17 protein-coding genes and 1 pseudogene are annotated in these 19,539 nt (G+C 73.3%); 14 read left to right on the top strand and 4 right to left on the bottom strand.

Features of this window, described 5'->3' with window-relative positions; translation table 11 throughout:
- Positions 1-120: 120 nt before the first annotated feature.
- Positions 121-1,344: a glycogen synthase gene (gene glgA, locus LEP48_RS08875; RefSeq protein WP_225565403.1), complete on the top strand. Its 1,224-nt coding sequence runs from the start codon at positions 121-123 to the stop codon at positions 1,342-1,344.
- Here the strand turns inward: glgA and LEP48_RS08880 are convergent.
- Complete coding sequence (locus tag LEP48_RS08880) at positions 1,326-2,093, bottom strand: hypothetical protein (RefSeq protein WP_225565236.1); 768 nt, start codon at positions 2,091-2,093, stop codon at positions 1,326-1,328. The two genes, glgA and LEP48_RS08880, sit on opposite strands and share 19 nt — an antisense overlap.
- A 109-nt stretch (positions 2,094-2,202) precedes the next feature.
- Between LEP48_RS08880 and LEP48_RS08885 the strand changes: the two genes are divergently transcribed.
- The 6 genes from LEP48_RS08885 to LEP48_RS08910 all read left to right on the top strand — a co-directional run bounded on the left by LEP48_RS08885 (position 2,203) and on the right by LEP48_RS08910 (position 9,476).
- Entirely contained in the window at positions 2,203-3,000 is a 798-nt protein-coding gene (locus tag LEP48_RS08885) for an ABC transporter ATP-binding protein (protein WP_225565237.1), read from the top strand.
- 95 nt (positions 3,001-3,095) lie between these two features.
- On the top strand, positions 3,096-3,566 hold the full coding sequence (locus LEP48_RS08890) for an NfeD family protein (protein ID WP_225565238.1): 471 nt from the start codon (positions 3,096-3,098) through the stop codon (positions 3,564-3,566).
- Between the two features lie 55 nt (positions 3,567-3,621).
- On the top strand, positions 3,622-4,815 hold the full coding sequence (locus LEP48_RS08895; protein ID WP_225565239.1) for an SPFH domain-containing protein: 1,194 nt from the start codon (positions 3,622-3,624) through the stop codon (positions 4,813-4,815).
- 169 nt (positions 4,816-4,984) lie between these two features.
- The gene (locus LEP48_RS08900; protein WP_225565240.1) at positions 4,985-5,719 is read left to right on the top strand and encodes a TetR/AcrR family transcriptional regulator; all 735 of its coding nucleotides are present in this window, start codon (positions 4,985-4,987) and stop codon (positions 5,717-5,719) included.
- Positions 5,719-7,470 carry an ABC transporter ATP-binding protein gene (locus tag LEP48_RS08905; RefSeq protein ID WP_225565241.1) on the top strand — a complete coding sequence of 584 codons (1,752 nt, stop codon included), beginning with the start codon at positions 5,719-5,721 and terminating at the stop codon, positions 7,468-7,470. Before LEP48_RS08900 ends, LEP48_RS08905 begins: the two co-directional genes overlap by 1 nt.
- Positions 7,467-9,476, top strand: a complete 2,010-nt coding sequence (locus LEP48_RS08910) for an ABC transporter ATP-binding protein (protein ID WP_422723819.1) — start codon at positions 7,467-7,469, stop codon at positions 9,474-9,476. Before LEP48_RS08905 ends, LEP48_RS08910 begins: the two co-directional genes overlap by 4 nt.
- 54 nt (positions 9,477-9,530) lie before the next feature.
- Here LEP48_RS08910 and LEP48_RS08915 read toward each other — a convergent pair whose 3' ends face one another.
- Positions 9,531-10,100, bottom strand: coding sequence for a GNAT family N-acetyltransferase (locus LEP48_RS08915; RefSeq protein WP_225565242.1), 570 nt, complete (start codon positions 10,098-10,100; stop codon positions 9,531-9,533).
- 73 nt (positions 10,101-10,173) lie between these two features.
- Entirely contained in the window at positions 10,174-10,848 is a 675-nt protein-coding gene (locus tag LEP48_RS08920; protein WP_225565243.1) for an NAD(P)-dependent oxidoreductase, read from the bottom strand.
- Positions 10,849-10,979: 131 nt separating this feature from the next.
- Here LEP48_RS08920 and LEP48_RS08925 point away from each other — a divergent pair, with 131 nt between their 5' ends.
- Both LEP48_RS08925 and LEP48_RS08930 read left to right on the top strand, forming a co-directional pair.
- The gene (locus LEP48_RS08925; protein WP_225565244.1) at positions 10,980-11,984 is read left to right on the top strand and encodes an AraC family transcriptional regulator; all 1,005 of its coding nucleotides are present in this window, start codon (positions 10,980-10,982) and stop codon (positions 11,982-11,984) included.
- Between the two features lie 41 nt (positions 11,985-12,025).
- Complete coding sequence (locus tag LEP48_RS08930) at positions 12,026-12,904, top strand: TrmH family RNA methyltransferase (protein WP_422723827.1); 879 nt, start codon at positions 12,026-12,028, stop codon at positions 12,902-12,904.
- A gap of 18 nt (positions 12,905-12,922) precedes the next feature.
- On the opposite strand, the gene LEP48_RS08935 is transcribed toward LEP48_RS08930, so the two are convergent.
- Positions 12,923-13,939, bottom strand: a complete 1,017-nt coding sequence (locus LEP48_RS08935; protein ID WP_225565246.1) for a hypothetical protein — start codon at positions 13,937-13,939, stop codon at positions 12,923-12,925.
- Between LEP48_RS08935 and LEP48_RS08940 the strand changes: the two are divergent.
- From LEP48_RS08940 to LEP48_RS08960, 5 genes and pseudogenes are all read left to right on the top strand, one after another.
- Positions 13,917-14,396 (top strand): annotated as a pseudogene (locus LEP48_RS08940) (TrmH family RNA methyltransferase); the annotation flags it as partial. The gene LEP48_RS08935 and the pseudogene LEP48_RS08940 overlap by 23 nt on opposite strands.
- An 81-nt stretch (positions 14,397-14,477) precedes the next feature.
- On the top strand, positions 14,478-15,350 hold the full coding sequence (locus LEP48_RS08945) for an ABC transporter ATP-binding protein (protein ID WP_225565247.1): 873 nt from the start codon (positions 14,478-14,480) through the stop codon (positions 15,348-15,350).
- 74 nt (positions 15,351-15,424) lie between these two features.
- Positions 15,425-16,411 carry an ABC transporter substrate-binding protein gene (locus LEP48_RS08950; protein ID WP_225565248.1) on the top strand — a complete coding sequence of 329 codons (987 nt, stop codon included), beginning with the start codon at positions 15,425-15,427 and terminating at the stop codon, positions 16,409-16,411.
- 60 nt (positions 16,412-16,471) lie between these two features.
- Complete coding sequence (locus LEP48_RS08955) at positions 16,472-18,574, top strand: iron ABC transporter permease (RefSeq protein WP_255641075.1); 2,103 nt, start codon at positions 16,472-16,474, stop codon at positions 18,572-18,574.
- Between the two features lie 52 nt (positions 18,575-18,626).
- Entirely contained in the window at positions 18,627-19,538 is a 912-nt protein-coding gene (locus LEP48_RS08960; protein ID WP_225565250.1) for a universal stress protein, read from the top strand.
- The last annotated feature ends 1 nt before the right edge of the window (position 19,539 follow it).

Raw genomic sequence — 19,539 nt, forward strand, 5'->3', positions numbered from 1 at the left:
CCGACCCTAGGACCTTCGAGCCCCTGGCGCCGCGCGACCGCCCGGTGCGGCGGCGGTCGGGCACCGGATCACGTTAGGTTGGCGTGCGTGAGCACCGCCTCGACACCTGCGCCGCCCTCCGTGCGGATCGACCTGCTGACCCGGGAGTACCCGCCGCACGTGTACGGGGGCGCCGGCGTGCACGTCGCCGAGCTGTCCGCAGCGCTGCGCGGACAGGCGGACGTGCGGGTCCGGTGCTTCGACGGCCCGCGCCCCGACGGCGGCCCCGGGGTGACGGGGTACGGCGTGCCCGCCGAGCTCGCGGGGGCGAACCCCTCGCTGGGCACGCTGGGCGTCGACCTCCAGATGGCGGCGGACGTGGCCGGGGCCGACGTCGTCCACTCGCACACCTGGTACGCGAACCTGGCCGGGCACCTGGCGTCCCTGCTGCACGGCGTCCCGCACGTCGTGACGGCCCACTCGCTGGAGCCGCTGCGGCCGTGGAAGGCCGAGCAGCTCGGCGGCGGGTACGCGGTGTCGTCGTGGGCCGAGCGCACGGCCTACCTGTCCGCCGCGGCGGTCGTCGCGGTGTCGGCGGGCATGCGTGCCGACATCCTGCGCGTGTACCCCGAGCTGGACCCCGAGCGCGTGCGCGTGGTGCACAACGGCATCGACCTCGCGGGGTGGCAGCGGCCGCCGGCGGGCGACGAGGCCGCCGACCGCACGGTGCGCGCGCTCGGCATCGACCCGGAGGCGCCCGCGGTGGTGTTCGTCGGCCGGATCACCCGGCAGAAGGGGCTGCCGTACCTGCTGCGCGCGGCGGCGCTCCTGCCGCGCGAGGTGCAGGTGGTGCTCTGCGCCGGCGCGCCGGACACGCCCGAGATCATGGCGGAGGTCCGCGGCCTGGTCGACGAGCTGCGGCGGGCTCGCGGCGGGCCGCCCGGCGACGACGCCGGCGTGGTCTGGATCGAGCAGATGCTCCCGCGCCCCGACCTGGTGGCGGTGCTCGCCGCGAGCACCGTCTTCGTGTGCCCGTCGGTCTACGAGCCGCTGGGCATCGTCAACCTCGAGGCGATGGCGGTGGGCCTGCCCGTCGTCGGCACCGCCACCGGCGGCATCCCGGAGGTGGTCGACGACGGCGTGACCGGTGCGCTCGTGCCGATCGAGCAGTCCGACGACGGCACCGGGACGCCGCTCGACCCCGACCGGTTCGTGGCCGACCTGATGGGCGCGCTCACCAGGGTGCTCGAGGACCCGGCCCGAGCCCGGGCGATGGGAGCGGCGGGCCGCCGTCGCGCGGAGGAGCACTTCGCCTGGTCGACGATCGCGCAGCGGACGATGGAGGTCTACCGCAGCGTGCTGTAGGTGGCGGCCGACAGCGCGTGGCGCGCCGTGCGCTCCACCTCGCGCAGCGCCGTGGTGCGCTGGTCGGACTGCCAGAGGTTGACCGCGCCGCCCTCGTCGACGGTCGCGAGGTCGACGATCGCCAGGAGCCGGGTCGCGAGCTGCAGCACCCGGCCGCGGCGCCCGTCGAGGTCGGGCACGGGCCAGCCGGACGTGGTGCTGCGGCGCACGCGCTCGATCGCGTCCGCCGCGTCGTCGCGCCAGCGGGCGACGTCGAGGGAGTCCAGCGCGTCGGTGGCCACCACGAGGCTCGTGCGCAGGTCCCGCTCGGCGTCCGGGAGCGACCCGAGCGCTCCGGCGACGAGGGTGGTCCAGGCGGGCACCGGCCGGACCTCCCAGCGCACCAGGTGGCCCGGTTCCAGCGAGCTGCCGAAAGCGGTGACCTGCGGCACGGCGGCCCACGAGCCGTGCGGGGTCGTCACGACCACGCACTCGCCCGCCTCGGTGGCCTGGGGGTTCACGTCGGCGGGGACACCGGCGGGGTCGCCCGGCGCGGGCAGGAGCGCGCAGACCTCCCGGGGGCCGGTGCACCACGACGTGACGAGGTCCTTGAGCCCGGCGTCGGCGCTGGTGCCGGGCAGCCCGGCGACGGTGTGCGGCTCGTCGTCGTCCTGGACGCTGCGGACGGCGACGCCCGGCGAGGTGCCGACCGCGCCGAGCCACAGCGCCAGCACGACGCTGCGCGGGAGGGCGTTCTGGTCGGTCTCCACGGGCACCCACCCTAGACGGCGTGCGGAGGTGCGTGCAGGCAGGTCGCGCCGTCCGGGCGCCGGTGCGGGACGCCGGTGCGGGCGTCGCGCTCGGGTAGGGTCGGGCCTCATGAGCGCGGTTCTCGACCTGCAGGGCGTCACCGTCCGACGCGGCCCCAAGACCATTCTCGACGGCGTCGACTGGCAGGTGAACGAGGGCGAGCGCTGGGTGGTCCTGGGTCCTAACGGCGCCGGCAAGACGACCCTCCTGCAGATCCTCGCCGGTCGGCTGCACCCGACGGCCGGGACGGCGGACCTGCTCGGTGAGCGGATCGGCCGGGTCGACGTCTTCGAGCTGCGCCCCCGCATCGGCTTCTCGTCCGCGGCGCTCGCCGAGCGCATCCCTGGCCACGAGAAGGTGCGCGACGTCGTCCTGACCGCCGCCTACGGCGTGACCGGCCGGTGGCAGGAGGAGTACGAGGCGTTCGACGACGAGCGGGCCGGTGACCTCCTCGCGGCGTTCGACGTGGCCGAGCTCGCCGACCGGCACTACGGCACGCTGTCGGAGGGGGAGCGCAAGCGCGTCCAGATCGCGAGGGCCCTCATGACGGACCCCGAGATCCTGCTGCTCGACGAGCCCGGTGCGGGGCTCGACCTGGCGGGCCGGGAGGAGCTCGTGGGGGCGCTGTCCGAGCTCGCCGGGGACGAGGCGTCCCCCGTGCTGGTGCTGGTCACGCACCACGTGGAGGAGATCCCGCCCGGGTTCACCCACCTGCTGCTGCTCGGCCAGGGCACCGTCCAGGCGGCCGGCCAGCTGGGCGAGACGCTCACGGCCGACAACCTCTCCGAGGCCTTCGGGATGCCGCTCATGGTGGCCCACGGGGGCGGCCGCTGGCTGGCGCGCGCCGCGCGGCCCGGCGGCCGCTGAGATCTTTCGGGGGCGTGCGATTGCTTGGTAAAGTCTAAGCAAAACCCTGTGACCGGAGGACATGCTCCCCGGTGCGGGCTCTGGTGGAGGTGACCATGGATTCGTGGCTGTGGTGGGTCGGCGCGGCGCTGGTGCTGGCCGTGATCGAGATGCTCTCCTTGGACCTCGTGTTCATCATGCTGGCGGGCGGTGCTCTCGGCGGCGCGGCCACGGCGGCCCTGGGTGGGCCCCTGTGGCTCCAGTTCGTCGTGGCGTGCCTCGTCGCCGCGCTGTTCGTCTTCACTCTGCGGCCCTGGCTGCTGCAGCACCTCCGCGCGCGCGGCCCGCTCGTGGAGACCAACGCCGCCGCGCACGTGGGCCGGCCCGCCGTGGTCATCGCGACCGTCACCGAGACCGGTGGCCGCGTGAAGCTCGCCGGCGAGGTCTGGAGCGCGCGGCTCGAGGACGACGGCGTCCCGAACAGCTCGGACGCCCTGCCCGAGGGCACCGAGGTGCGCGTGGTGCGGATCGACGGGGCGACCGCCGTGGTCGTGCCCGTGGTGACGTCGCACGAGCATCCCGCCTGACCCCGGTGGCCGGGACCCCGGCCACCGGCTCTCGTCCTGACAAGAAAGGGACACCGTGTCCGAAGAAGTGACCGCCGGCTCTGTCGCCATCTGGATCTTGATCATCGCGCTCGTGATCTTCTTCATCGTCGCGCTCTTCAAGATGGTGCGGGTCGTGCCGCAGGCGACGGCCCAGATCATCGAGCGCCTCGGTAGGTACAACAAGACCTTCGAGCCCGGCCTGCACTGGCTCTTCCCGTTCATCGACCGGGTGCGCGCCGGCGTCGACCTGCGCGAGCAGGTGGTTTCGTTCGCCCCGCAGCCCGTGATCACGAGCGACAACCTCGTGGTCAGCATCGACACGGTGATCTACTTCCAGGTCACCGAGCCCAAGTCGGCCGTCTACGAGATCGCGAACTACATCACCGGCATCGAGCAGCTCACGGTGACCACGCTGCGTAACGTGGTCGGTTCCATGGACCTGGAGCAGACGCTGACCAGCCGCGACCAGATCAACGGCCAGCTCCGCGGGGTGCTGGACGAGGCGACCGGCCGATGGGGCGTGCGCGTCAACCGCGTCGAGCTCAAGTCGATCGACCCGCCGGCGAGCGTGCAGGGTGCCATGGAGCAGCAGATGCGCGCCGAGCGCGACCGCCGAGCGACGATCCTCACGGCCGAGGGCGTCAAGCAGTCGGCGATCCTCACGGCCGAGGGCGAGAAGCAGTCGCAGATCCTGCGCGCGGAGGGCACCGCCCAGTCGGCGATCCTCACGGCCGAGGGCGAGGCGCGCGCCATCCTCCAGGTCTTCGACGCCATCCACCAGGGCGACGCCGACCCGAAGCTGCTCGCGTACCAGTACCTGCAGATGCTGCCGCAGATCGCCAACGGCACGGCCTCGAAGCTGTGGGTCGTGCCCACGGAGTTCACCGCGGCTCTCGGGTCGATCGCGCAGGGCTTCGGCGGCACGCCCGGTACCCCCGGGATCCCGGCGCCGCCCTCCGAGGGTGACGACGGCCCGACGCAGCGGCAGCGCCCGCTGTTCGGCGAGTCGGCGCTGACCGACCCGGGCGAGGCGCTCGCCGAGGCGCGCCGCCAGGCCGAGGCCGCGACGGCGGACGCGACCAGTGCGGGGACGCGCTCGGGCTCGCCGTTCGACCCGGGCGCCGAGCGTGGTCAGCGTCCGGTGGCCGAGCCGCCGCTCCCTCCGTCCACCCCCGGCGCGGCGCCCCGGCCGCTCGGGGTGGACCCGGAGGACCCGTCGCAGCCGTGACCGGCTGAGCGGGCGCCGCGTCGGACGGCGGGAACACGCCGAGTCCGCCGAGCTACGTCAGGATCGAGAGGGCCGTCACCCCGAGGGGTGGCGGCCCTCTCGCGCGCCGGGGAGCGGCGTGGCGGGCGCCAGTTGCGGAGTGAGCGCTCACTCATTTACGGTGGACGCCGTGACCCCCAGCCCGACCCCCGGCAGGCGCGCTGCACCTCTGTCGCCCGACGACCGGCGCAGCGCGATCGTCGAGGCGGTCCTGCCGCTCGTGGGCGAGCGTGGCATCGACGTCACGAGCCGCGAGCTCGCCGACGCCGCGGGCGTGGCGGAAGGGACGATCTTCAGGGCGTTCGGCGACAAGCACACCCTGGTCGGTGCGGTCGCCGTCGAGGGCCTCCACCGCGCCTCCGGCCCCGACGCGACGCGGGCCGAGCTCGCGGCGATCGACCGGGGGCAGCCCCTGGAGGCCCGGCTGACCCAGGTCATCGAGCTCGGACGCCACCGGATGGCCGACGTCGTGCGGTGGATGTCGGTGCTGCGCCTGCTGCACCACCGCGCCGGCGCACGCGACCAGGTGCCCGGCAAAGACGTCCAGGACTTCCGGGTGAGCCTCATGGAGCAGCGCGAGCTGCAGCGGCAGGCCACCATCGACGGGCTCGGCGCGGTGCTCGCGCCGGACGCCCACCGGCTACGGGTGCCGGTCGACGTCGCCGTCGCCATGCTGGAGGCGAGCATCGCCGGTACGCACGGCCGCGTCGACCACCTGGTTCCCGCCCCCGACGCCGCCGTCATCGCCGACGCCCTCGTGCACGGCATCGCGCGGACCGAGGAAAAAGAGCAGGACCGCCGTGCCGCGGTGCCGGAGAACCACCACCGAGCGACCCCCCGACCCACCCGACCCGAGGAATCCTGATGCTCGTCTCCCTCGCGCGGACCTACCTGCGCCCCTATGCGGGCGCCGTGTGGACGCTGCTGGCCCTGCAGCTGCTCGCGACGCTCGCCTCGCTGTACCTGCCGTCGCTCAACGCCGACATCGTCGACAACGGGGTGACGCAGGGCGACACCGCCTACATCATGCGCGTCGGCGGCTGGATGCTCGTCGTGAGCCTCGTCCAGGTCGCGTGCGCGATCGGGGCCGTGCTGCTCGGCGCCCGTGCGGCGACGGCCCTGGGCCGGGACGTGCGCCGCGACCTCTTCGACGCCGTGCAGGGCTTCTCCGCCCGCGAGCTCGGCCGGTTCGGCGCCCCGTCGCTCATCACCCGCACCACCAACGACGTGCAGCAGGTGATGATGGTGGTGCTCATGACGTTCACCATCATGGTGATGGCGCCGATCATGCTGGTCGGCGGCGTCATCATGGCGTTGCAGGAGGACGTGGAGCTGTCGGCGCTGCTGCTCGTGATGGTGCCGGTGCTCGGCATCGCCGTCGGCCTGCTGATGTGGCGGATGGTGCCCTACTTCCGGGCCATGCAGAAGCGGATCGACGCGATCAACGCGGTGCTGCGCGAGCAGATCACGGGCCTGCGCGTGGTACGGGCGTTCGTCCGCGAGCGGCGCGAGCTCGAGCGGTTCGGCGCCACGAACGAGGCGCTGTACGACACGTCCCTGAACGCGGGCAAGCTCATGGCGCTCGCCTTCCCGATGGTCATGCTCATCATGAACGCCTCGAGCGTCGCGGTGCTGTGGTTCGGCGCCCAGCGCATCGAGAGCGGACAGATGCAGGTGGGGGCGCTCATGGCGTTCCTCAGCTACATCATGTTCATCCTCATGGCGGTGATGATGTCGACGATGATGGTGATGATGGTGCCGCGCGCGGCCGTCGCGGCGGGGCGCATCACCGAGGTGCTCGACACCGAGACGTCCGTGACGGAGCCGGTCGCGCCCGTCCCGCTGACCGCGCTCTCCGACGGCGCGGGCCCGCGCGGGGTGGTGCGCTTCGAGGGGGTCGAGTTCCGGTACCCCGGGGCCGACGAGCCCGTGCTCCAGGACCTGACGTTCACGGCGGTGCCCGGCGAGGTCACCGCGATCATCGGTTCCACCGGAGCCGGGAAGACCACGTTGCTGGGTCTGGTACCCCGCCTGGTCGACGTCACGGGCGGCCAGGTGACGATCGACGGCGTGGACGTGCGCGACCTGGCGTCCGCGGACGTCGGCTCGCTGCTGGGACTGGTACCGCAGAAGGCCTACCTGTTCAGCGGGACGGTGGCCGACAACCTGCGCTACGGGCGCGCGGACGCGACCGACGACGAGATGTGGGCGGCCCTGGAGATCGCGCAGGCGCGCGACTTCGTCGAGGCGCTGCCCGAGGGGCTCCAGGCGCCGGTGGCCCAGGGCGGGTCCACGTTCTCCGGCGGGCAGCGCCAGCGGCTGGCGATCGCGCGCGCCGTCGTGCGCCGGCCCCACGTGTACCTCTTCGACGACTCGTTCTCCGCGCTCGACTACGCCACGGACGCTCGGCTGCGGGCCGCGCTCCGGCCGCGGACGCGCGAGGCGACGGTGATCGTCGTCGCCCAGCGGGTCGCGACCATCCGCGACGCCGACCAGATCCTCGTGCTCGACCAGGGCCGCATCGTCGGCCGCGGCACGCACGCCGAGCTGCTGGCCGAGAACGCGACCTACCAGGAGATCGTCTCCTCCCAGATGTCCCTCGAGGAGGCGGCATGAGCACCGAGAGCAAGGCGCCCCCCGCGCGACGGGGTCCCGGCGGCCCGATGGGGATGGCAGGCGGCCCCCCGGTCGTCAAGGCGATGGACTTCCGCGGGTCGCTGCGGCGGTTCGCCGGGGTGATGCGCCCCGAGCGCACGCGCGTCGTCCTCCTGACCCTGTGCGGCGTGGTCTCGGTCGCGCTCAGCGTGGCCGGGCCGAAGATCCTGGGCGACGCGACCAACGTGATCTTCGAGGGCGTGGTCGGCAAGGCGCTCGGCGACACCCTGCCCGCGGGCACCACGGCCGAGCAGGCGATCGACCAGCTGCGTGCGTCCGGCGACACCGCGCAGGCCGGCCTGCTGGAGTCGATGGACCACCTGGTCGTCGGCCAGGGCGTGGACTTCGCGCGGCTCGGCCAGATCCTCCTGACGGTGCTCGCGATCTACGTCGGCGCGTTCCTGTTCGGGTGGATGCAGGCGCGGATCATGACGATCGCGGTGCAGAACACGATGCGCCGCCTGCGCGACGACGTCGAGGCCAAGCTGCACCGCGTGCCCCTGAGCTACGTCGACAAGCAGGCCAAGGGCGAGATCCTGTCGCGCGTCACCAACGACATCGACAACGTCGCGCAGACGACGACCCAGACGCTGGCCCAGCTCGTGACGTCCCTGCTCACGGTGGTGGGCGTGCTCGCGATGATGTTCTGGATCTCGTGGGTGCTGGCGCTGGTGGCACTCGTCACCGTGCCGCTGTCGGTGATCCTCACGGTGCAGATCGCCAAGCGATCCCAGCCGCAGTTCGTGGCGCAGTGGGCCGCCACCGGCCGGCTCAACGCGCACGTCGAGGAGATGTTCACCGGGCACGCGCTGGTCAAGGTGTACGGGCGCCAGGAGGCCGCGGCTGCCACCTTCGCCACGGAGAACGACGCCCTGTACGACGCGTCCCGGCGCTCGCAGTTCATCTCGGGCACGATGCAGCCGTCCATGGGCTTCCTGGCCAACCTCAACTACGTGCTCGTGGCCGTGATCGGCGGCCTGCGGGTGGCCTCGGGCCAGCTCTCGCTGGGCGACGTGCAGGCGTTCATCCAGTACTCGCGCCAGTTCACGCAGCCGCTGTCGCAGATCGCCTCGATGATGAACCTGCTCCAGTCCGGCGTCGCGTCGGCCGAGCGCGTGTTCGAGCTGCTCGACGCACCCGAGCAGGACCCGGACCCGGCGGACCCGCGGCGCCTCGCGGACGTGCGAGGGCGGGTCGCGTTCGAGGACGTGTCGTTCTCCTACGACCCCCAGACCGCGCTCATCGAAGGCCTGGACCTCGTGGCGGAGCCCGGGCAGACGGTGGCGATCGTCGGCCCCACCGGCGCGGGCAAGACCACCCTGGTCAACCTGCTCATGCGCTTCTACGAGGTCGACGGCGGCCGGATCACGCTGGACGGCGTCGACACCCGCGAGCTGACGCGAGACGACCTGCGCTCGCGGATCGGCATGGTGCTGCAGGACACGTGGCTGTTCCAGGGCAGCATCGCCGACAACCTGCGGTACGGGGTGCGCGCCGACGCCGGCCTGTCCGACGAGGACTTCCTCGCCGCGACGCGCGCCACGCACGTGGACTCGTTCGTGCGCACGCTGCCCGAGGGCTACGACACCCTGCTCGACGACGAGGCGACCTCGCTGTCCGCGGGGGAGAAGCAGCTGGTGACCATCGCCCGCGCGTTCCTCGCCGACCCGGAGATCCTCGTCCTGGACGAGGCCACGAGCTCGGTGGACACCCGGACCGAGGTGCTCGTGCAGCAGGCGATGAACGCTCTGCGCGCGAACCGGACGTCGTTCGTCATCGCGCACCGGCTCTCCACGATCCGCGACGCGGACCTCATCGTGGTGATGGAGCACGGGCAGATCGTCGAGCAGGGGGACCACGAGACGCTGCTCGCCGCCGACGGCGCCTACGCCCGGCTGTACGACTCCCAGTTCAGCGCCCCCGTCGTGGACGAGGAGGAGATCGCCGCGGGTCGCGCCGAGGTCTGACCCCGACCCCCGATCAAGCGTGCTGGCTTGATCCTCACACGGGCCGTGCGAGGATCAAGCCAGCACGCTCGATTCCTCTCCGGGGTCGGGGAGCACGAGCAGCCGGGCGGGCGGCGCCCCCTCGTGCTGCCAGTCGAACCGGGCCTCGCCCACGACGCGCCACCCGCGGTGCACGTACACGGCGTGCGCGACGCCGTCGCGGTCGTCGACGTCGAGCACCGGGGTGCGCCTCTGGGCCCGCAGGTGCGCGACGGCGACGTCGAGCAGGGCCCCGCCGATGCCGCGGCCCTGCGCCTGCGGGCCCAGGAAGAGCACGGACACGCATCCCAGCTCGGCGACGGGCCGGCCCGCGCCCGCCGACCAGATGGCGCCGTACCGGTCGTCGGGCACGGTCGTCACGCTGACGTGACCGACGGCCCGGCCCGCCATCTCGGCGACCCAGGCGCGCTCCTCGTCCTCGCGGACGACGAACTGCTCGACCGGGTAGGGCAGCGGCCACCGGTGGGGGTAGCCGGACGCCGGCTGCTGGGCCTCGAGCGCCTCGACGAGCGCCGGCAGGTCGTCGGCCGTGCGGCCGCGCAGGACGACGGCCGGGGCGGGTGCGGTGATGGGGTCGTGAGTCACCCCGCGATCCTGGCACGCGGCCCCGACAGCGGCGGGGCGCGCCGGTCAGCAGGTCGCACCGCTGCGACCGGCGTCATGCGGAGACGCTGAGGGTGGCGCCCACCGTGGCGGCGTCGTCGAGCGCGTCGGCGAGCACGTGGGCCACCTGAGCGCGGGACACCTTGAGCGCGCCGCGGCTGTCGTCGGTCGTGACGCGCGCCGGCCCCGACCACGGCGCGTCCGTCAGCGAGACGGGGCGCACGACGGTCCAGGCGAGCCCGCTGTCGCGGACGGCCTCCTCCTGGCGCGCGGAGTCGACGAGCTGGCGGCCGATGACGAGCCGGAACACGAGCTTCCAGGTGAGGTCCAGATGCTGCCACGAGTCCCCGAGCCCGTACGTGGTCTGCACGACGACGCGTCGGGGGCCGCCCAGGCGCATCTGCTCGAGCAGGACGGCGGTCCCGCGCGAGCGCACGTCGGGTGCCGTGCCGGCGCGGCGCAGGTACTGCACCGCGAGCGGGTTGTCGGAGATGCCGAGGGTGACGACGACGGCATCCTGCCCGACCAGCGCCTTCGCGACGGCGTCCGGGTCCAGCACGTCGCCGTCGACGGCGCGCACGGTGCCCGGTCCGGGCACGTGGTGCCGGGTAGGCGCGTAGGCGGCGCTCGCGGTGCGGCCGAAAGCGGTGACGTCGTGGCCTCGGGCCACGAGCTCCTCGGTGACCGCGCGGCCCGTGCCGCGCGTCGCCCCGACGACGAGAACGTCCATGATCGTCTCCTTGCTGGTGGGGACCGGTGCGGCCCCTCGATGCGTCCAGCCTTGACGACGCTGCCAGGACGGACAATGAGCAAGTTGCCGATTCTCTTGACCGATCGTCCGGACGCTCGCAGGATAGGGACATGATGCAGAGCGTGGCCTCGACGGCCGTCGTTCCTCCGGTCGAGGTGCGCAGAGACCCCGGTGCCCGGCAGGGCGACCCGTGGGGCGAGGTGCTGGGCGAGCTCGAGATGGTGGGCGTCTTCTGCTCCACCGGCCGGTTCAGCGAGCCGTGGGGGCTGGAGCTGCCCGCCCTGCCCCGCACGCTGATGTACCACCTGCTCCTCGACGGGCGCGCCGTCGTCGACGTCGAGGGCGCGACGCTCGACCTCGCGCCCGGCGACGTCGTGCTGGTGCCGCACGGCACCGGCCATCGCGTCACAGGCACCCGGGAGGACCCGGCATCCGGACTGTGGGACGTCGAGCGCACCGTCGTCCAGGAGCGCTACGAGCAGCTGCGGATCGACGGCGGCGGCCGGCCCGCGACACTGGTGTGCGGCGCCGCCGGCTTCGCGGACCCCGGCGTGGGCCGGCTCCTCGCGAGCCTGCCCCCGGTGCTGCGGGCGCCAGGCGGCGGTGCGACGCGCGCGGTCGTCGAGGCCATCGGCGACGAGACACGCCACCCCCGCCCGGGCACGGACGTGGTCACCGCGCGCCTGGCGGACGTCGTGCTGGTGCACGCGATCCGCGGCTGGCTCGAGGCGGCCGAGCCGGCGTCCGGCTGGCTGGGCGCCCTGCGGGACCCGGCGCTCGGACCCGTCCTGCGGGCGGTGCACGGCGCCCCGGCGGAGCCGTGGACCCTGGAGTCGCTGGCCGCGCGGGCGCGCCTGTCCCGCTCGGCCTTCGCCGAGCGGTTCGCCGCCGTCGTCGGGGAGCCGCCGATGGCGTACGTCGCCGGGCACCGCATGGACGTCGCGGCCCGGTTGCTGCGCGAGCCGGGGGCGTCGGTCGCGGCCGTCGCGGGCCGGGTCGGGTACGAGTCGGCGCCGGGGTTCCACCGCGCGTTCGTCCGCCGGCACGGGTGCACGCCCGGCACCTGGCGCACGGCCGCCGGGCCGCGGACGCTCGAGGACGTGCTCGGCGCCTGAGCGGGCACCGAACCGCCGCGGGGGAGAATGTCGCGGTGAGCATCCCCACCCCCGACGGCCCCGCCGGCGTCCCCGTCGTCCGTGTCACCGACCCCGCCGACCCGCGCCTGCGCGACTACACCGACCTCACGGACGTCCGGCTGCGCTCCGTGCGAGAGCCCGCCGAGGGGCTGTTCATGGCGGAGTCGTCCTCGGTGATCCGCCGTGCGCTGGAGGCGGGTCACCGCCCCCGCTCGTTCCTCATGGCCGACAAGTCGCTCGCCACGATGGCCGACGTGCTGGCCGCGCACCCCGAGGTGCCGGTGTTCGTGGCCGAGGACGACGTGCTGCAGGGGATCACGGGCTTCCACCTGCACCGGGGGGCGCTCGCGGCCATGCACCGGCCCGTGCTGCCGGGCGTGCACGAGCTGGTCACGGGCGCTCGCGGGGGTGCCGGGGCGCGGCGAGTCGCGGTGCTGGAGGACATCGTCGACCACACGAACGTGGGGGCAGTGATGAGGTCGTGTGCTGCACTCGGCGTCGACGCACTGCTCGTGACACCGCGATGCGCGGACCCGCTCTATCGCCGCTCGGTGCGGGTGTCGATGGGAACGGTCTTCCAGGTGCCGTGGACACGCATGCCGGACTGGCCGAGCGCTGCCGGGGGGAGCGGCCAAGCCGGTGGCATCGACCTGTTGCGCGAACTTGGGTTCACTGTCGCGGCACTCGCACTATCGGACGACGCAGTGAGCCTCGATGACCTTGCGGCCGACCCGCCCGATCGGCTAGCACTCGTGCTCGGGACCGAGGGCGATGGACTCCGACCGAAGACCGTCGCGGCAGCGGACATGGTCGTGAAGATTCCGATGGCAGGGGGCGTTGACTCGCTCAACGTCGCTGCGGCGTCAGCTGTCGCATTCTGGGCAACTCGTGTTTTCTAGCGTGCCGTACCGGGACGGCTAGTCGAGTGGTTCAAAACTGGGACGTGGCGCGAGTACGGGTGTCCTAGTCTCATTTACTAGGAGCCACTCGGGTGCCTGTACGGAAACGAGCCTGTGATCCACGCCGATGAGATCTTGTTGTGCGGCCTCGTTGAGTCCGCCAAGAATATCTGAAACCTTGGCCGTCGGAAATCTCTCAAGCTGCTCGGCAACACGCTGACCCTTCGCACTGGGCTTGAGGTAGTACGGCGGTCGTTGCTGTTTTCCGATCGTGTATACCGCCGACGCTACGGACCAGTATGCGTCGTTAAATAGGCCCATAAAGCCATCGGGGTCCGGGAGGACAGCGAGCCAGAGCCCACGGGCGCGGTCATAGCGAACGCCGGGGCTGAGGTCCTTGGCTGCCGGAACGATGCCGACCCGGAGGCCAGGGCCTCCCTCCAGCTGGTGATGATTGCTCTTAATCGTCGCGGCCGCATACCGTCTAGCATGCTCGTTGGAAAGAAAGGCATCAGATTTCCATACCTTCCGAATGCGATGGCCGAGCATAGATTCTGATCCTGCACCGCGGGCTGCATGGCGGAGCCAGTCGCTTCCGAAGCGATACGGGCGCCCCTGGCTATCGGGTAAGAGCACGGCTTGCTCGCCGGCGTCCTGTACCACAGCTTCGAGGAAGCCAAGATACTTAGCTCGCTCGTAGCCGAAGAGAAGCGAAGTGGTTCCGGAAGAGCCCTTGAACACTTTCGGAGAGGTTCGTGCGAGCGCATCAGCAACGATTTCCGTCACGCGTGGTTCTTCGCCAGCGATTGCTTCGTGGACTGCCCATTCGAAGCCGTCTCCGCGCATTCCCTTGTCGCGTTCGAGTCTTGCATAATGCGACATCTGTCGCATTGTGACGTTTACTCGGTCAACGTTGAGGTCTTGGAGGCTTAGCTGATCCAGCAAGGCACTCAAGATGGATCTAGCCACCGCATAGAGGGCTCGGCCGTACTCGTCCACGGGCTCGCGCTGGGCGAGAAATGTGACATCGCTCACGGAGCGAGTCTCCCATGCATGCCCACGTGGACCGAACGCGAAGAACGTGGAGGCGATCTTCCGTAGCGCCGCGGCCCTCGGGGTCGACGCCGTGCTCGTCTCCCCGCGCTGCGCCGACCCGCTGTACCGGCGCAGCGTGCGGGTCTCGATGGGCACCGTCTTCCAGGTGCCGTGGACGCGGCTCGAGTCGTGGCCCGGCGGGCTGGAGGCGCTCGCCGCCGACGGGTTCACCGTGGCGGCGCTCGCGCTGTCCGACGACGCCGTCAGCCTGGACGACCTCGCAGCCGACCCGCCGGAGAGGCTGGCGATGGTGCTCGGCACCGAGGGCGACGGCCTGTCGCGCGGCGCCGTGGCGGCCGCGGACGTCGTGGTCAAGATCCCGATGGCCGGGGGAGTGGACTCGCTCAACGTGGCCGCGGCGTCGGCCGTGGCGTTCTGGGCGACGCGCGCGGGCTGACCCGTCCCTTCGCGGCACCGGTGAGCCGGATCACAGATCCGGGGGTGTTCACCGAGGGCGATGAAGGTTAGCCTCACCTTTGTGAGTCAGACCTTACCGACGGAGGGCCTCGCGCTGGCGGGCCGGGACCTGAACCTGTCCTACGACCGGCGCACCGTGGTCACCGGCGCCGCGATCGAGCTGCGCCGTGGCGCCGTCACGGCGCTCCTGGGCCCGAACGGCTCGGGCAAGTCGACGCTGCTGCGCTCGCTCGCGCGCCTGCACCGGCCGGACGCCGGCGGGGTCACGCTCGGCGCCGACGGCGCCGACGCCCTCGCGCTGCACCCCAAGGACTTCGCCCGGCAGGTGACGCTGCTCTCGCAGAGCCGGCCGACCCCGAGCGGCGTCACCGTGCGCGACGTCGTCGCCTACGGCCGCCACCCGTACCGCGGACGGTTCCGCACCGCCGACCCCGACGGCCCCCGCGCCGTCGGGCACGCCATGGAGGTCACGGGCGTGGCAGCCATGGCGGACCGCGGCGTCGACGAGCTGTCCGGGGGAGAGCTGCAGCGCGTCTGGCTCGCCACCTGCCTCGCCCAGGACACGGGCGTGCTCCTGCTCGACGAGCCGACCACCTACCTCGACCTGCGCTACCAGGTGGAGCTGCTCGACCTGGTGCGCGACCTCGCGGCCGTGCACGGCGTCGCGGTCGGCGTCGTGCTGCACGACCTCAACCAGGCCGCCCAGGTCGCCGACCACGTCGTGCTCCTGGACTCCGGCGTGGTGCGTGCCGCCGGCAGCGTCGACGACGTCCTGACCGGTGACCTGCTCACCGACGTCTACGGCATCGACGTCGCCGTCTACACCCACCCCGTGACGGGCCGCACCTGCTGCGAGGCCGTCGGCCGGCACGACGTGCGGCGTTCCGCCGACGACGACGTGCGGGTCCTCACGGACCAGGCCGTCGCGGTCTGACGGGCCTGCCGGGGCGCGACGTCCCGGCACCTCGATCCCCCCTGCTCTGCGTCACCACAACCCGAAGGACACCCATGCGCATCACCACCCGTCCCCTGGTCGCCGGCGTCACGGCGGCGCTCGCCGTCGTCGCGCTCGCCGCCTGCGGCACCACCGAGGACCCGGCTGCCGAGGCGGCCGGCGAGACCGCCGCGGCCGCCGGCCCGGTCACGTACACCGACGAGCGTGGCGAGCACACCCTCGACGCCCCGGCCGTGGACGTCGTCTCCCTCGAGTGGGGCCTCACGGAGAACCTCGTGGCGCTCGGCGTCGAGCCCGCCGGCCAGGCCGACGTCGCCGGATACAACACCTGGGACACGGTCGCGCCGATCGATGCCGGCATCCCCGACGTCGGCACGCGCGGCGAGCCGAGCCTCGACGCGATCTCCGCGCTCGAGCCGGACCTCGTCGTCACCACGACGGACATCCCCGAGAACGTCATCGCGCAGATCGAGGAGATCGCCCCCGTGCTGACCCTGCGCGGCTCGGACGGCGAGGACCCGATCGGCTACATGCGCCAGACCGTCACCACGCTGTCCGAGGTGACCGGCACCCAGGACCAGGCCGAGGCCGTCCTGGCGGACTTCGACGCCAAGGTCGTCGAGGCCACCGCGGCCCTGGAGGAGGCCGGCGTCGGCGGCGCCGAGTTCACCATGGCCGACGGCTGGCTCGCGAACGGCACCGTCTCGGTCCGCATGTACACGCCCGGCTCGTTCTTCGGCGCGCTCGGCGAGGAGATCGGGCTCGTCAACGCCTGGACCGAGGGCGGCGACCCCGACTACGGCCTGGCGCAGACCGACGTCGAGGGCCTCACCCAGCTCGGCGACGTGCAGTTCGTCTACGCCGCGAACGCCAGCGAGGCCGACCCGTTCGCCGACGGTCTCAAGGACAACAAGGTGTGGGAGCAGCTGCCCTTCGTGACCGCGGGCGACGTGCACCGCATCCCGGACGGCATCTGGATGTTCGGCGGGCCGCTGTCCGCCCAGGCGTACATCGACGCGCTCGTCGACGCCCTCGCCTGACCGCCCCCCACCCCGCGACACCCTGAGCACCCGAGAGACGGAACCCGCGTGACGGAGCTGATGAACGGTCCGACGACCCCCGGACCGGTGACGTCGGTGTCGCCCGAGCCGGTCGCGCCCGCGCGCGGCCGGCTCGGGGCGGTCTTCGCGGGGACGCTGCTCGCCGTGCTCGTCCTGGGCGCGGTGCACCTGACGCAGGGCACGGCGGACGTCGGGCCGCTCGAGGTGCTCCGGTCCCTGGTCGGCGCGTCGTCCGACGAGACGGCCGCCGTGCTGATCTCCTCCCGGCTCCCGCGCCTGCTGGCGGGGGTGCTGGTCGGTGTCGCGCTGGGCGCGGCCGGTGCGGTGCTGCAGTCAGTGGCGCGCAACCCGCTCGCCTCTCCCGACAACCTCGCCGTCAACGCCGGCGCCTACGTCACGGTGGTCGGCGTGGCGGCGCTGGGCGTGACGGTGCCGTTCTACCTCCAGGGCGGGCTCGCCTTCGCCGGCGGGCTGCTCGCCGCCGGGCTGGTCCTGGTGATCTCCCGCGGCGGCTCCGACGGGCCCACCCGGCTGGTGCTCGCCGGGTCGGCGGTCATGCTGGCGCTGCACGCGCTCACGATGGTGCTGCTCGTGCTCTTCGAGCAGGAGACCACGGGCCTGTTCGCCTGGGGCAGCGGCAGCATCGTCCAGTCCGGTTCACGGACGGTCGCGCTCGCGACCCCCGTCGTAGTGCTCGGGCTCGCCGTCTCGATGCTGCTGGTGCGCCGGCTGGACCTGCTCGCCCTCGGCGACGACGCGGCGAGCGTGCTGGGCATCGACGTGCGCCGCACGCGGGTCGTGTCCGTCGTCGTCGCCGTGCTGCTGGCGGCCGTGGCCGTCACGGTCGCCGGGCCCGTCGGCTTCGTCGGGCTGGCGGCCCCGGTCATCGCGCGCCTCGTCGGGCGCAAGGTGCCCGGCCTGGGGCGGCACGCCCTGCTGCTGCCGTTCTCCGCGCTCGTGGGCGTGGTCGTCGTGCTCGGAGCGGACGTCCTGCTGCGTGCCGTGCTCCCCGCCCAGGCCTCGCTCATCGTGCCCACCGGCGTGGTCACGACCGTCCTGGGCGCGGTGCTGCTCGTGTGGCTCGCGCGCCGCCTGCGGGACTCCGGCGCGGGAGCGCGGGGGGCCAGGGGGGCGCTGGGGCGGCCCCGCAGCCGCGCGCGCGTGGTCGTGGTGGTCGTGGTGCTCGTGGTGGCGCTCGCGGCGGCCGTCGTGGCGGGCCTGCTGCTGGGCGACCGGATCGTGCTACTCGGGGACGTGGCGAACTGGGTGTCCGGCACGGCGGGCCGCCAGGTGGGCTTCGCCCTCGACCTGCGGATGCCGCGGGTGCTGGCCGCGCTGCTCGCCGGGGCCGCGCTGGCCCTCGCCGGCACCGTCGTGCAGGCCGTGTGCCGCAACCCGCTGGCCGAGCCCAGCCTGCTGGGCGTGACGTCCGGCGCCGGGCTCGGCGCGGTGACGATGCTCCTGCTCGTGCCCGGCGTGGGTATCTGGCCGATGTCGGCCGCCGCCGTGGCCGGAGCCGTCGTCGTGTTCGGCGGCGTCTACGCGCTGTCGGCCCGCGGTGGCCTCGCCTCCGAGCGGCTGGTGCTCGTCGGCATCGGCGCGCAGGCGGGGACGACGGCGCTCATCAGCCTCGTCGTGCTGATCGTGGCGCCGTGGGACGTGAATCTCGCGCTCACCTGGCTGTCCGGTTCCACCTACGGGCGCAGCATGGCGCAGCTGCTCCCGGTGGCGCTCGCCCTGCTGGTGCTGACGCCGCTCGTCGCGGTCTCGGGCCGTCAGCTCGACGTGCTCGCGCTCGACGAGGACACCCCCCGGGTGCTCGGGGTGCCCGTGGACCGGGCCCGTCTGGTCCTGCTCGGCGCGGCGGCGCTGACGACCGCGGCCGCGGTGTGCGCCGTCGGCGTCATCGGGTTCGTCGGGCTCGTCGCCCCCCACGCCGCGCGCGCACTGGTGGGGGCGCGCCATCGCCGCGTGCTGCCCGTCGCGATGCTGCTCGGGGCGCTGCTCGTCTCCGTGGCGGACACGCTCGGCAGGGTGGTCATCGCGCCGGGACAGATCCCCGCGGGCCTCGGCACGGCGCTGCTCGGCGCCCCGTACTTCGTCTGGCTGCTGTGGCGCAGCCGGGGCGGCCGCGCCACCTGACCGCCTGGTTCCCTGACTGTCGAGCGGGGGCGCCCGGGGGCACCATGGAGGGGTGGGTGCACCGGTGGTCGTCGGCTACGACGCGTCCGAGCAGGCCGGGGCCGCCCTCCGCTGGGCGGCCCGCGAGGCGCGGGCGCGTGGCGTCACGCTGCGGGTCGTGTACGTCCGCGACGCCCACGACCTCGACGTCGCGGTCCACCCGCACGGCACCACCCTCGGTGAGCGCGGCGACGCCGGCGCCTGGCCCGTCGTCGAGGAGGCGGCCGCGCTCGCGCGGGACGTCGCGCCGGGACTGCAGGCGGAGGCCGCCGTCGAGTATGCGCCGCCGGCCACGGCCCTCGTCGAGATGTCGCGCGACGCCGGCGCGCTCGTCCTGGGTGCCAGCCGGCACGGCGGCCTGTACGAGGCGGTGCACGCCACCGTCGTGACGCAGGCGACGGCGCACGCGCACTGCCCGGTGGTGGTGGTGCCCGCGGTGGAGGAGGTGGACCTGGCTCCCGACGCCCCCGTCGTCGTGGGGTATGACGGCTCGACGCCGGCGACGCTCGCCCTGGACGCGGGCACGGAGTCCGCCTGGCTGCTGGGGCGGCCGCTGCGCGTGGTCGTGGTGTGGCGTCCGGGCGCCGCGGAGTGGGTCGCCTCCCGCGGTCCCTCGGAGCACGAGGCGCACGACGTCACGGAGGCGGACGCCGGGGTGCTCGTCGAGCGTGCGCTCGACCGCATCTCCGAGCGGCTCGGCGAGCTCGGGGCGGCGCCGGGAGCCGTCGAGGTCGCGGGCGTGGTGCACGAGGGGCAGGTCGCCCGGGTGCTGCACCGCGAGTCCGAGGCCGCCGAGCGGCTGGTGGTCGGTACGCGCGGGCGGGGCGGGTTCGCCGCCATGCTGCTGGGGAGCGCGACGCACACGCTGATGCGGACGGCGCAGTGCCCGGTGCTCGTCGTCAGGGCGGCGGCCTCAGGGATGTGAC

The organism is Isoptericola luteus, from assembly GCF_020297055.1.
GTDB lineage: Bacteria > Actinomycetota > Actinomycetes > Actinomycetales > Cellulomonadaceae > Isoptericola > Isoptericola luteus.